Source organism: Streptomyces hyaluromycini, assembly GCF_002217755.1.
In the GTDB taxonomy this organism is placed as follows: domain Bacteria; phylum Actinomycetota; class Actinomycetes; order Streptomycetales; family Streptomycetaceae; genus Streptomyces; species Streptomyces hyaluromycini.
In genome coordinates this window covers 717,845-731,907 of the sequence record NZ_BCFL01000018.1, presented here as the reverse complement: position 1 = coordinate 731,907, position 14,063 = coordinate 717,845, and the positions used below count along the sequence as shown (strand labels likewise).

General features: G+C 67.5%; 8 protein-coding genes. 1 reads left to right on the top strand and 7 read right to left on the bottom strand.

The features are described 5' to 3' along the window. Positions 1-19: 19 nt before the first annotated feature. From SSP29_RS16280 to SSP29_RS16255, 6 genes are all read right to left on the bottom strand, one after another. Positions 20-3,223: a type I restriction endonuclease subunit R gene (locus SSP29_RS16280; protein ID WP_089101348.1), complete on the bottom strand. Its 3,204-nt coding sequence runs from the start codon at positions 3,221-3,223 to the stop codon at positions 20-22. A 6-nt stretch (positions 3,224-3,229) separates the two neighbouring features. Then, positions 3,230-3,844, bottom strand: coding sequence for a DUF4276 family protein (locus SSP29_RS16275; protein ID WP_089101347.1), 615 nt, complete (start codon positions 3,842-3,844; stop codon positions 3,230-3,232). Beyond that, complete coding sequence (locus SSP29_RS16270) at positions 3,841-5,082, bottom strand: AAA family ATPase (protein WP_089101346.1); 1,242 nt, start codon at positions 5,080-5,082, stop codon at positions 3,841-3,843. Before SSP29_RS16270 ends, SSP29_RS16275 begins: the two co-directional genes overlap by 4 nt. A 7-nt stretch (positions 5,083-5,089) precedes the next feature. Beyond that, entirely contained in the window at positions 5,090-6,259 is a 1,170-nt protein-coding gene (locus SSP29_RS52525; RefSeq protein ID WP_145968901.1) for a restriction endonuclease subunit S, read from the bottom strand. After that, positions 6,256-8,322: a type I restriction-modification system subunit M gene (locus SSP29_RS16260; RefSeq protein ID WP_089101344.1), complete on the bottom strand. Its 2,067-nt coding sequence runs from the start codon at positions 8,320-8,322 to the stop codon at positions 6,256-6,258. The genes SSP29_RS52525 and SSP29_RS16260 overlap by 4 nt, the downstream gene beginning before the upstream one ends. A 79-nt stretch (positions 8,323-8,401) precedes the next feature. Next, positions 8,402-10,528, bottom strand: a complete 2,127-nt coding sequence (locus tag SSP29_RS16255) for an N-6 DNA methylase (protein ID WP_089101343.1) — start codon at positions 10,526-10,528, stop codon at positions 8,402-8,404. Between the two features lie 190 nt (positions 10,529-10,718). Here SSP29_RS16255 and SSP29_RS16250 point away from each other — a divergent pair, with 190 nt between their 5' ends. After that, entirely contained in the window at positions 10,719-12,422 is a 1,704-nt protein-coding gene (locus SSP29_RS16250) for a TIGR04141 family sporadically distributed protein (RefSeq protein WP_089101342.1), read from the top strand. Positions 12,423-13,029: 607 nt separating this feature from the next. On the opposite strand, the gene SSP29_RS16245 is transcribed toward SSP29_RS16250, so the two are convergent. Further along, a complete protein-coding gene (locus SSP29_RS16245) occupies positions 13,030-13,719 on the bottom strand; it encodes a DUF4142 domain-containing protein (RefSeq protein WP_089101341.1) in 690 nt (229 codons plus the stop codon). Positions 13,720-14,063 lie beyond the last annotated feature (344 nt).

Below are 14,063 nucleotides of genomic sequence, written 5' to 3'. Positions count from 1 at the left end.
GGACGGAAGGCCGGGCGGGTCAGGCCGCCTCGTCGTCGATGTTCTCCTCCCGGCGGATCATCCGCCAGGCCGCCCGGCGCGCACTCTGGTTGAGCGACTGCTTGAAGCTGTCGTCGTGGCTGAAGTACTGGCGTCCCATGTCGGCGATGGTGTCGATGTGTTCGGCCATCTTGTCCTCGAAGACCTCGTCGAAGACGAGTCCGAAGTTCTCCTCGTCGTTGACCGCGGCGGCGCGGACCTTCGGGTCCGCCTTCGCCTCGGAGAACGGCGTGATCACGTCCTGATCGCTGAAGTCGGTGCCGAACTTGTCGTTGAACTTCTCGATCAGCTCTGACAGGAGCGACTTCTCCTGCTCCTTGGCGCCGCCCGCGCCCTCGCCGAAGCCGCGCAGCTCCGCCGCTCCCTCGGAGGTCAGGGTGAGGTCGTGCTCGCCGGTCTTCTGGATGCGCAGATGACTGAGGTCGACGTCCCCGATGTCGACACCGCCGTCACCGCGTCGCGGCAGGCGGTTGAGCAGGTGGCGGCCGTACAGGTAGAGGCATTCGAGGTCGGCGTCGCGGTAGGGCACGATCTGCGAGAGGAAGCCGTACTTCCGTACGTAGTCGTTGAGATCCGCGCGGAACTTCTCGGCGGCCTCGGCGGCTTCCTCGTCGGGGTCGCCCGCCTCGTCCCTGCGGTCCAGCAGGTCGGTGAACCGCCCGACGGCGGGGGCGAGTTGCCGGTACAGCTCCGCGTGGAGCCTCTCCCAGCGGGCGGCCGAGCCCGCCGCCTTCTCCTCGGCTGCCAGATAGGCGTCCGCGAACTCCCGCATCTCCTCCTCGACGAGGATGTCGGGCTGCATGACCTGGCTCTGCGCGATGTAGAGGAGGTTGGGGTCGGAGGGAAGGGTGTTGGCCTCCTCGAAGTACGGGCGGAAGGACTCCTTGATGTCCTCGGCGTCGTTGACGAAGTCCAGTACGGCGAGGTCCGCCTGCGACTTGCGGTCTGCGGTGCGGTTCAGCCGGGAGAGGGTCTGGACGGCGCTGATGCCCGCGAGCTTCTTGTTCACGTACATGGTGGTGAGCAGCGGCTGGTCGAAGCCGGTCTGGTACTTCTCGGCGACGACCAGGATGCGGTACTCGCGCTGAGTCGCCGTCCCGCCGGTGCGCACGGCCTTGTCGTCCTTGCGCGTGTACGCGAACGCCTTCGGCAGCGCGGACTCGGCCAGCCCGCCGTTCTCCTTCGGCTCGGTCGTCTCCTCGCCGTCGTACGTCAGGCTGCCGGAGAACGCGACCAGGACGCCGGGGTCGGCGTAAGCGTTGTCGCCGACGTACTTCCTGATCGCGCGGGCCATCTGCACGGCGCTGTGCCGGGAGGCCGTCACCACCATGGCCTTGGCGCGCCCGCCGAGTCGGCCGGCGGTGTGCGTGCGGAAGTGCTCGACGATCACCTGCGCCTGCTGGGTTACCGTGGAGTCGTGTGTGAGCGCGTACCGGGCGAGCAGCGGATTCGCCTTGGACGGGTCCACCTCGCGTTCGTCCGGGTTCTTGTTCACCAGCTTCCAGTACGTGTCGTACGTGACGTAGGTACGCAGGGGGTCGAGGATGAACCCTTCCTCGATGGCCTGGCGCATCGAGTACGTGTGGAAGGGGACGTACGCCGGCTTGCCGTTGACGGTGTCCAGGGTGCCGAAGAGTTCGAGGGTCTTGGCCTTGGGCGTGGCCGTGAACGCGAAGTAGGACAGGTTGGAGGCCTTGCCGCGCTGGGTGGCCTTGCGGATGAGCTTGGCGTCGGTGGTGGCCGCCTCTGCTTCCACCTTGGTTGCCCCGGCGTCGTCGGAGTCGGAGTCCAGGCCGAGGTCACGCAGTGCCGCGCGTACGGCTGTCGCCGCGTCGCCGGACTGGGAGGAGTGCGCCTCGTCCACGATGATCGCGAAGTTGCGGCCCTGTATCTCGGTCGGACTGCGGCGCAGGTAGTCGATGAGGGCGGGGAAAGTGTGCAGCGTGACCGTGATGATCTTCCCGGTCTCGCGGGACAGTGCCTTGGCGAGCTGTTCCGACTTCGCGCCGTGCTTCTCGTCGATCTTCACGACCAGACCGGCGTTCTTCTCGAAACTGCCGACGGTTTCGCGGAGTTGGGCGTCGAGATTGCGGCGGTCGGTGATGATCACGACCTTGTCGAACACGGGTGCACCGGGCTTGAGGCCATCGGCCAGGGCGTCGGGGTCGATCTCGGCGGGGTTGGTCGGCGTGTGCAGCGACGACAGGCGATGAGCCAGCCACCCGATGGTGTTCGACTTGCCGGAACCGGCGGAGGCCATGCCGAGGTAGTTGTGACCGGCGCCGTGGCGGGCCGCGTGGCCGGTGAGCTTCGTGACGATGTCCCACTGGTGGTAGCGCGGGAAGATCAGCTTCTTCCGCGTCCGCCCGTCCGGGCCCTTCTCCTTGCTGAGGTGCACGAACCGCTCGATCAGGTCGAGCCAGGTGTCCCGCTCCCAGATCTGCTCCCAGAGGTAGGAAGTCGCGTACGTCCCGGGGACGGTGGGCTCCGGATTCCCCGCGCCGCCGGGCTTCCCCGGGCCTTCCGAGCCGGTGTTGAACGGCAGGAACCGTGTGAGCTTGCCGCGCAGCTCGGGCGCGACGTAGACCACGTCGGTGTCGATGGCGAAGTTCGCGATGACGCGGCGCGCGAAGATCAGCTCGGTGGGGTCCCGCTTGAGTCGGTACTGCTCCTTGGCCTGCTCCGCCCCCTGCCGTGTGAGGGCGTTCTTCAACTCGGCGGTCGCCAGCGGGATTCCGTTGAGGAAAAGGGTGAGGTCCAACTCGTTGCCCTTGTCCGCCTGCTTCGCCGCGTACTGCAACTCCTTGACGAAGGTCAGCCGGTTCGCCCGGTAGTCGTCCAGGACGGCGTCCGAGGCGACGAGCGACGGCTTGAAGTAGGCGAGCCTGATCAGGATGCCGTGGTCCTTCACGCCCTTGCGGAGGACGTCCAGGACGCCGTCGGTTCCGATCGCCTGGTCCACGCGCTTGGCGAACCCGGCCTGGGCGGCGTTGGCGTCGTCGCCGTAGAGGGCGATCAGTTCGGCCCAGTCGTCGGCCTGGGTCCTGCCGATGAACTCGGTGAGCTGGGCGGTGTCCAGGCCGAGTTGGGGTCGGTAGTCGTGCTTGTTTCCCTCAGTCCAACCGCGCTCAAGCAAGGCGGCGACTATGGCGTTTCCGAAGGCTGCTTCGTCGTGGACGGACATGAGCTGCTATTCCCCCCGCTTTCCGGTGATCAGGAACGTGATGTCACGGCAGAAGTTGTCGAAGGACGGTGAGTTGGCGCGGGCAAGGTCGAGGTCGATGGCGTGGGTCAGGGCCGGCTGGTCCACGCGGGGGCGGTACCGCACCCCGTCCTCACGGTGGTGGGTCAGCCAGCCCTTGCAGTCGCGTCGTGTTTCGCTGTCGGCCGGGACCTCCAGGTCTTCGGCTAGCCCCGCCCGGCCGCCGAGTGAGGGCGCTGAGGCGAGGAACCAGGCCTCGAACTCCCGGTTCGCGAGGACGACTGCCGTGCGGCGGTCCGAGCGGGTGTCCTCGGCCCTGGCCAGGAGCGCAGGCCCGAGGCTGGCCGGGCAGTCGTCGTCGGCGTCGATCACGACCAGAATGCCGCCCGGGTGGTCGGCGGGTACGCGTCGCGCCTGGGCTTCTACTGCGTTTTCCACGCCGCCTGGCCGGACGAGTCGGCCACGGTCGACCAGGAAGGGCGGCTGGATGTCGGCGTCCCAGATCTCCGCCTCGTACATCAGCCGCCGGAGGAGGACGGGCAGCGCGCTGATCTCGCCCTCGCCTTCGACGACGGAGGCGATCGTGACTCTCGGCTGGTTCACTCCTCAGCCTCCGGTTGCTCGTCCGGTCGGGCTGGGGGTTCGACGACCGGGCGCAGTTGGTCGGAGCGCAGCAGTTCGGCCGTGGTGGCCAGGCCGTCGGCGACGATCGACCGGCTTACGGGGTCCACCTCGCCGATCACTGTCACCCCGTGCTCGGCGGCGACCACGCGGATGGCCGACAGATCGGCCTCCTTACGGTCGAACAGTTCCGCGCTCTGCGTGATGGCAAGGACCTGTACGTGCTCACTTGCTTCCGTGAGCGCGTCGTAGAGGGCTCCGGCCGCGAGTGGGTGCAGCGCCAACTCGGGCTCCTCGATGGCGATGAGTGGGATCCAGCCTTCGCGGGCAGCGGGTTGGAAGAGTGCGGTCAGCAGACCGATCGCTCGGATAGTCCCTTCCGACATGGACTCGGCCCGGAAGACGTGCGGTTCGCTCTCGCCGTCGATGGCGAAGCTGATCCGCGCCGCGATGTAGTCGGCGGCGGGGTCGGTGGGACCGACCTCCACGACTCCGGGCACGATCGCCCCCAGGTACTGCGAGACGCGGTGACGCTCCTGCTCCCCGAGCGCGGCCAAGGCCGGGCCGAGGTCGCCGCCTTCTTCGCCCAGGCCTTCGAAGAACACGGGGTTGGGGCGGGCCTTACGAAGGCTGGACAGGTCAGGGCTGTAGAAAAACATCTCCGCGAGAGTCTCGTGAAGGTCACCGAACGCCTCTGTGCCAGACATTCGTGAAAGCCTCAGCAGCTTCAGACGACGTCCCGTTTCCGCGCGGTCTCGCACCAGGAATCGCTCGGCGTCAGTCCCGCCCTTGGCACCAGGGTGACGCATTTCGCAGAACTCACGCTGGACACGGACACCGGACCCCGCGTCTCGCCCCCGCCTGGTGGCTGTCGCCGGTGCGAGGGTGATCTCGTACCGCCCTACCCAGGGCTCCCCGTCATGGGCGATCGTCGGCAGATGAAACTCCAGCCCGATCGTGCAGGAGATTGCCGGCTCAGGGACCCGGCGCAGCACCTCCTCCCACCCGCCGCGCATCGCCACGGCCTCGGCCGGGCCGTTCGCCAACGCGTCGCGGACAAAGCGCAGGGCATCGAGGAAGTTCGACTTACCTGCGGCGTTCAGCCCGAGCAGCACGGTGAACCGGCCGAGAGTCACGTCGCAATGAGCGATGGATTTGTAGTTCTCGATCCGGACACGGGTGATGAACGGCAACGGGCGGTGGGGCACGGCGGCACTCATGGCGCGATCATTCCTCGATCCCTCGTCCACTGGCGGTGGACACGTCGATCTGACCGGTGACGGCGGCGGTGATCAGGGCTTGGCGGCGTTCGGCGAGGAGGTCGAGCTGACGGAATCTTAGACTGCGCAGGCTGTCGATCCGGTTGACTTGCAGTGTGATCTCGCCGCTCAGCTTCTCCTGATCCGCAATAGGAATGACTGGTACGCGTAGATCGCGAATGTCTGGAAGCGACAATTGGGTCTTGGTCCCGCCGTACTGACTGCCCATAAGTCTGTCCTGCACTGATCGCGAAGCGATGAGGTATGCAAGCCACTTGCTGCTGATTCGGTGCCTGTCCGGGCGTACCAAACAGACATGCTGGCTTACGTATCCGCCAGCGACCGCACCATTCGCGAGTGCGACCCAGCCGCAATTTGCGCCTGTGATACCCACCAGGACGTCGCCGTCAGTGATGCGTGCCCTGGTGGCCTCTGTTGCAGAATCGGAGGGAATCTGAACATAGACTGAATTTGTCAGCTTTGGTTGGATTCTGTCAGGTCGAAGATTGGCGCTGCGGAAGAAGAGTGCGCCCGAATCGGATACATAGTCACTCCATCCGCGTGATCCGCTTGTCACGAGGCTGGTCGCATATCCGAGCCTCATGAGAGGGACGCTGTTGACGTGCCCCCAAATCCGATCGATGGTCTGCACCCGGCGCTGGATAAGCAAACCAATCTCTGACTGCATCGCATTGGTGACTTCATCGATGCGGGAGGTTTCGGCGTCGAGGAAGTCGGCGATGCGGTGCTGCTCCTCCAGTGACGGTGCTGCAGGTAGCAGTACCTGGTAGGCCGACTCCCTGGATAGCCCAGGAACGCCAACGTCTTGCGACACTCCACGTAGATCCACTGCTTGGAGTGCGTAATAGAGCCAGCGGAGATCCGCCGATGTGCATGTCTCATCAATGAAATACGCGGTGTCGATGGCGAATCCGCCGCCGGGAACCCAGTGAATGGAGCCGTAGCTACCCTTTCGGCCGATGACGATTCCCGGAGCCCGGAAATTACGGGAGTTGTGAGTTCCAGACGTGCCACCTGATCCCACGACTGCGTACTTGCCTTCGACGCGAATGTCCGCAGAAAGCGCGTCCCCATACGCCAGGCGGGCAATGCGCCTCAATGGGAGACGATCAGTCATCCCGTCACCTCCCCAAGCAGCGCCTGAATCTCGCCCTCCAGAGCCTTCAGCTCCGCGTCGATCTCCCCCAACGGCCGCGGCGGCTTGTACACATAGAAATGCCGCGTGAACGGGATCTCGTACCCGATCTTCGTCTTGCTGTGGTCGATCCACGCATCCGGAACATGTGGCAGCACCTCCCGCCGCAAGTACTCCTCCACGTCCTCCTCCAACGGAACGTTCTCGTAGTCCCGCAGCTCCGGATCGGGTTCCTTCTCGCCCTTGATGTACTGGACCTCACCCCCCGGGTCCCGCACGCCGACCACCTCCCGCAGCGCCTTGCCGAACGGTGCGCCCGTCGGCCACAACCGGCCGGCCGCGACGACCGCGTCCTTGAGGTCGATCCACGCGTCGGACTTCGTCGTCCAGGACTTGCCGACCAGTGGGCGCAACGCCTCCGCGAACGCCTCCGCGTCCGTGGCCCGTGTGATCGGCTTGGACGCGGTGAGGGCCGTCAGCGTCTCCTCCGTCACCTCGAAGCGGAGCTTCAGCGGCCGTTCGACGGTGATCCGGTGGTAGCCGAAGTCCTCGTTGCGGAAGACCTTGACCTTCCCGGCGCGGTCGGCCAGGTCGTGGCCGCCGCCCTTCTTCGCCGCGTCGACGACCGCCAGCGCCTCCGTGTAGAGCCGTGTGATCTCGGAGATGTGCTGCTCGCCCAGTTCCTTGCGCTTGTCGCCGAGCGACTTTCGCATCTTGCGCCAGTAGTCGCGCGCGTCCAGCAGGACGACCTTGCCGCGCCGGTCCCTGGCCTTGCGGTTGCTGAGCACCCAGAAGTACGTGGAGATACCGGTGTTGTAGAAGAGCTGGTCGGGCAGGGCGACGATGCCCTCCAGCCAGTCGTTCTCCAGGATCCACTGCCGGATCCTGGACTCACCCGACTCCGCCGCCCCCGTGAACAGCGGGGAGCCGTTGAAGACGATCGCGATGCGGCTGCCGCCCGCCCCCGACGCGTCCACCGGCTTCATCTTCGAGATCATGTGCTGGAGGAAGAGCAGCGACCCGTCGTTGATGCGCGGCAGGCCGGCCCCGAACCGCCCGCTGTCACCGAGGCGTTCGTGTTCGTCCTCGACCGCGTCCTTGACCTTCTTCCACTCCACGCCGAACGGCGGGTTGGCCAGCAGGTAGTCGAAGGTGGCGTCGGCGTGGCCGTCGTCGCTGAAGGAGTTGCCGAACTTGATGTTCTCCGGATCCTGGCCCTTGATCATCATGTCCGACCGGCAGATGGCCCAGGACTCGGGGTTGAGTTCCTGGCCGAAGACCTTGACCGTGGCGTCCCGGTTGTGGGCGGTGATGTGCTCCTCGGCCGCGCTGAGCATGCCGCCGGTGCCGCAGGCCGGGTCCATGACCGTGCGGACGGTGCCCGGCAGGGCCAGCGCGTCGGTGTCCGGTGCGACGAGCAGGTTGACCATCAGCCTGATGACTTCCCGCGGTGTGAAGTGCTCACCGGCCGTCTCGTTGGACTGCTCGGCGAAGCGCCGGATCAGTTCCTCGAAGATGTAGCCCATCTGATGGTTGGTGACGATCTCGATCGGCTTGCCGTTCTCGCCGAGCACGAGTTCGCCGTCTTCGTCCCTCTTCACCGGCCGAAGGTCGAGGTCGGCGAACCGCCCGACCACCTGGTACAGCAGGTCCGCCGCGGCCAGTCGCTTGATCTGCTGGGCGAAGTCGTACCGCTCCAGGACCTCCCGCGCGTTGGGGGAGAAGGCGCCGTAGTACTCGTTGAGGTACTTCGCCGCGTGTGAGGCGTCGCCCGTGATGGCCTTCAGGGTGTACGTGCTGGTGTTGTAGAAGCTGTGGCCGGACGCCTTGCGCAGGAAGCGGTCGGGGTTGATGTCCTGGTTCTCGTAGCGGGCGGCGACCTCCAGGACCTTGTCCTTGGTCGGAGCCAGGACGCACTCCAGGCGCCGCAGCACCGTGAACGGCAGGATCACCTTGCCGTAGTCGGACTGCTTGTAGTCGCCGCGCAGGAGGTCGGCGACCGACCACGCGTGGTTCGCCAGTTCCGTGTGCTTACTGCTGTTCAACACTGTCCTTCCGGAGTTTCGCCGTCCTCGAAGGACGGAGAGGGCAAGTCTGGCTGCTCACGGTGCCGGGCCGAAGGTTTCACGCCGATCCGTGGCCGTTCGGCAACAGCGCGCCGCCCGTGAGTCCGGTGCCGAGGAGACGTGTGACGTCCTCAGCGGCCTGGTCGGCACGACGTGCGGCGGTGCGCAGTTCGTGCAGGTGGCGGAACGCCGCGCCGTAGCGCTGCTGTTCGGCGAGCGGGAGCAGGGGAACGCGGAGTCGTCGGGGGTCCACCCGAACGATGGATGTACCGGTGGCCGCGGCGTTGACGTTCTGTTCCGCTGCCAGGAACCCGGCCAGGAACCAGGGGTCGAGACGGCGTTGATCCGGACGGAAGAGGAGCAGATGGGGCCCCAGGAAACAGCCTGACTCGTCCGGCTCGACGACCCGGGCCACGGTGCTGTGTCCTACGCGGAGCGTCTCCGTGAGCAGCACGTCACCTTCCTGGATCGAGGGGAGGGGGGCATCGGCGGGCAGGTCCGCTTTCGTTCCGGAGGCGGGTCGGTCCTTCACGACATCCGTGGCTGTGAGCGTCGGCCTTCCGCCGGGTTCTGGTTCGGGCCGCGGCAGCGGTTCGACGCTACGAGTCCGGCGGCTCGCGGGCGCGGTGCGAAGCAGAGTGAGAGCGCCGCCGCGAAGAAGATCCGCGACCGTCGCCGTACGCCAGTCGCGGGGACGGTCGTCGGCCGGTGGCCAGTCGCCGTCGGCGCTGAGGTCGGTCAGATCCTGCGCGGCTCGGCGGAGTCGGCCGTACGACTCCGATGCCTGCCGGGCCAGCAGGGCAGGGCGTAGAGCCTGCCGGGAAGCCGTTCGGATGTGGCGGGCCGGGGTCAGGTCCACGGCCTCGGTGAGGAGGTCCGTGATCGGCACGGCACCCGTGATGCCCGGGACCCCTGTGAAGCCGTCCCGGTCGGCGAGGTAAGGCCGCCACGCTGAGAGCACTGTGTTGTGGATGGCCGCCCAGTCGAGGTCCCGGTTCTCGGCAGCGGCGGCGTCGACGAGTAGAACCGTCCCCGGAGGTTCGGCCTGCGGATCGGGCCGTTCGAGCACCCACACGTGCAGGCCGATGTGGAGCGGGGTGGCCGCGCCCTGGGGAAGCGAGACGACCGCGCGGAGGGCTCCGTCGCGTACGAGCTGCGCTCGGATACGCCGGCCGGCGGTGCGTTCCGCGACGGCGGGCGGCATGAGGAGCACGGCACGGCCGCCGGGCGCGAGGTGCGCCAGGGAGTGCTGGACCCAGGCGAGTTCGGGCTCGCCCTTGGGCGGCACGCCGTACGCCCAGCGTTGGTCGTAGGCCAGATCCTCGTGCCCCCAGTCACGGACGCCGTACGGCGGATTGCACAGGACGGCGTCCGTGGCCAGGCCCTTGAAGGCGTCGGAGCGCAGGCTGTCCCCGGTACGTACGGAGATCACCGCCTCGGGGGCGCTCAGCCGGAGCCTCGCGGCGGCCTGGGCGGCCTGGGCGACCAGGATGTCCTGGCCGCGCAGTTCGGTCGCCCCGGCGGATGCCGCCGCGGCGAGCAGCGAGCCGGTGCCGCACGCGGGATCGAGAACGCTCGCGGGGAAGTCGTCGCCCGTGCTGTTGATCAGAAGCCGGGCCATGAGGTCGGCCAGGGGGCGCGGCGTGCGGTAAGTGCCTGTGCCTCCGGCGTCCTCCAGCAGACGTTCGGCCAGGACGTCCGTCGTGGCCTCGGCACCGTCCGCGGCGACGCTTCGCAGCAAGGCCCTGAGCGGCCCGGCCGCGTCGGCGCCGTATGCGAGGCCTGCGAATCCGGGAACGTCATCCGCCTTGTCGGCCGTCACCGCTCGGGCCCATCGCAGCAGCGCGTCGTCACGCAGTTCTGGGAGGGCTTCGCGTTTTCTCCGGTCCAGTCGGGCGGCTGCGAGCACCGCAGGGAGCAGGTGGAGGGCCAGGTCCGCGTCGCCGGGGTGGGCGCGCAACGCGGTGCGGAGTTCGTCCGCCGGCGTGTCCTCGGGGAGTTGGCCACGGGCCGAGAGCCAGGCGCGTACGGCGTCGACGTCGTAGGTGGGGCTGGTGTCCGTGCCTCCGGCCGGGGCGGGAAAGTCCGCGTGCCGACGGCGCCAGTTGCTCACCGTGGCACGGGTGACCCCGGCCAGCCGGGAGATGTCGGCGGCGGTCACGAGGGCACTGGCCTGCTGGTTCATGGGCTCCTGCCGGTGACGTAGGGGTGGGCGGGCTGGACGGTCCCACTCTATACCAGCGCCTCACTGATGTGAATCGTTTGACAGTGCTTTCTGTTGGAGATGTACTGGGAGTGCTTTCACCCGGCCTCCCGGCTTCCCCGGGACTCCCGGGCATCCCTCTGCCCACAACACCTTCGAACGGATCAGAACCATGGCAACCAGGACCTCCAGTCCCTCCAGCACCTCCAAGCGCACCCTGTACCGGCTCACGGGCGTCGCTCCCACGGTCGACGCGATGTTCGACGTTCTTGACCCCGAGCAGCTCGAAGCTGTCGACGCGGAACTGCAGTTCCCGGAGGAGCACCTGGGGGTTCCGGCACTGTTGGTTTCGGGCAGTTTCGAGCAGTCCGAGGCGAGTTGGTGCGGCGAGATCAACCGCACGACCGGGTGCGAGGTGTCGCGGCCGGTGAACCGGTCGGCGGGGCTGCTGATGCTCGCGGTCGACGGCGAGGTGTACGCCATCGGCTACGACCAGGGGTTCCGCCTGGTGCCCGACCGTGTCAAGGATCGGCGGTTCGGACTGAGTTTCGTGATCCGCAGGGTGGACCCCGCCCAGATCCGCGACCTGGTCGCCCATACGCCGGGCGGCGGCCGGACCGACATCACCCTCGTGCCGGGCGGCACTCCGGTCTGGAGTCTGGGTGTCCACGAGCACGCGCAGATCGTGCGTCGGCTGGGCGGTCGGCTGGAGCGGATGCAGCTCACGATCGGTCGGGACAACCGTACGAAGGTCTCCAGCGTCGAGGGCGGCACCGGGCTGCGGATGCGGCTCGGCGTCGACCCCGCGGACCTGGTCGCGGACATCAGGGCCATCGCCCGTGTTCTCCGGGAAGAGGACCCGAGTCAGGCACTGGAATTCGTCGAGCACATCGTCCCGGTCAAGGACGGCGACCTCGTCACGCGGCTGGAGGAGCGGCTCGACGACATGCTCGGCGAGCCGCCTGACGGACGTATCGCCGTCGCCGTCCCGTCCGACCACTGGGACGACTACGCTGCCGCCCAGGCGTTCGCCACCAAGGTGCACAGCCCGGAGGCGTACCTCACCGACGACTTCAGCCTGGAGTACGTCCTCAACCGGGCACGTGCGCAGAGGCCCGGAACGCGCTTCGCCGCGCTCCGGGACGGCACGGTCACCCTCCACTCGCACACCCGGGCGGCGAAGGACGACGTCATCCGGACCTCGCACGTGCTGCGCTGGATCGAAGCGGAGGTGGCGCTCGGCGCCCGCCGGTTCTTCCTGCTGGACGGGCAGTGGTATGAGATCGGCGAGGCGTATCTGGCGGCGATTCGTTCGCAGGTCGAGCGGCTCATCACCGGCACGCCCTCGGTCGACCTTCCGGCCTGGGTGCTCGGGGACAAGGAGCGGGACTACAACGAGTCGGTGCCCGACCTGCGGCCCGGATACGTCTGCTTCGACCGCGACAACGTCCGGACGGCGCTGCACCGGGGTAACGGCGTGGAGATCTGCGACCTCCTGAGCCCGGACAACGTCCTCGTCATGGTGAAGCGGGCCAAGGGGTCCGACGCGCTGAGCCATCTGTTCGGCCAGGGCGTGGTCGCGGTGCAGACCCTGCTGCACTCGCCGGAGGCCGTGGACGGGTTCGCTCGGAAGGTGGACGCGGCTCGACCTGGCAACGGGCTGCCGGAAGGCTTCCGGCCTTCGAAGGTCGTCTTCGCGATCCTGCTCAAGAACGGAACCGACCTCACTGCCGATACGCTCTTCCCGTTTTCACAGGTCACCCTCGTACAGACGGCCAAGATCCTTGAGGCGTGGGGCGTCGCGGTCGAGGTCACCGGGATCCAGGCTGCGACGGCGACCCCGAGCCGGGCGGGAATCCGCCGCCTGGCCGCGTAGCGGGCTTGTCCAACACGTCCATGGGTAACGAAGAACACTCGCACCGATTGCGGACCGACAGGCTTCCCCTGCGCGAGGACATACCCCCACCCGCAGGAGTCACTTGTCCCCTGGGGAACCACCTCGTGTCCATGCTCCTGCTGAGGCTCCGCTCTGCCCAGCCGTTGATGGGCTCGCGGTCTACGTGACCAGCGTCGGGTTTGCTGCAGTATGCGAAGGCGGCCGAATGGAGTCGGACCCGGGCATCGTCGAGCGCATCGAGCAGACTGTCTGACCCCAATAGCGACGAAGACCCCGTCCGGAGTGCTTCGGGGCGGGAAGTCGTCTTGCGTAGCCATCAAGGTAGCCACACAAGCGCCCTCCCTGCACGTTTGTGCAGGTCATAGTGTTGCGGTGACTCTCCCCGGCGTACAGCCCGACTCGTCTGCCGCTCTTTGTTTCCGCGGCCGCGGAAATCGGCCGGCCGTGCCTGACGGGCCTCTCCGGTACGGCGGTGGACCCGCCGCCCGGAGAGGTGCCGATCAGCAGCGCGCTGCCGGGGGACGGCGGGAGGCTGGGGCCGAACACAGCGGCGGCTTGGCCGGCGTAGGGGGCTCGGCCCAGGTCCTCACCCCACCGTAGGACTCGGTGAGGCCGTGCTGTTTGCCGGTGGAGTGAGGACGACCTGTGGCTGGCCCGCGACCGCGGGTGGTGGGGTCAGGTCCTGGGCCGGGAGGTTGGGCGAGGTGGTTTCCTGGGCGAGGGCCTGGGCGAAGTCGACCAGGCCGGTTTTCTCCACGACCGTGATGTGGTCCAGGACGGTGTCGTTGGCCTGGTCGGCCAGTGCGCGGACCAGCGAGTTCCTCGTGGTGGAGCGGATGCTCGCGATCGTGGTGAGGAACTGGCCGTTCGTCGCGCGCACCGTGGTGGCCATGTCTGCGTCGAACTGCTTGCCGCTTTCCGCACTCAACCGGGATTCGAAGCCCTGCTGTTGTGGCGACGGCTGGTTGGGCAGCGTGATGCCCAGCTGATTGGCGACATCGCGACAGGCGGCGTCCAACGAGGCGTCCCCGTCGACCAGATGCTTCCCGGCGTTCCTGACTGCCTTCGTCGTCCCCTTCTTCGATGCCTTCTGACCGACGGGGTACTCCCACAGTCCTGCCGAGCGCACCTTGACCACGAAATCCCGGTCGGCTTCCGTCAGCGGTCCGGTCGCCGGGGTGGCGACGACTCGCTCTGGAGCGCTGCTGACCTTCTGAACTCCGAGCATGGAGGGGTAGAGGAGGGAGCCGAGGGTCATGCTGATCGCACCACCCACGAAGAGAGTTCCCGCCGCCTTCCGTGAAAAGAGCACCGTGTCTCCTGATCCGGTTCTTCGGATCCCGCACACACAGACATACGGATGCGAGGGTTCCGTAGAACCTTTTGGGCTCGTCATGGGTTCGTAAAGGGATCGGTGGCCGGCGGGGGGGGGCGCTCCCGGGCCGGTCGGGTCCCGGCAGCGTGCGGCCGCGGTGCGGGGGAGGTGCGCCTGTCCGCTCGGCGGCGCGAAGAAGGGCCGTTCGGCCCTATCGGCGGGCCCGGGAAGGGACTGTCGGCCCCTATCGGGGTCGGGTGCCTCACGGTCGATCATGTAACGGCGACCGGGAAGGGCCAGGTCCA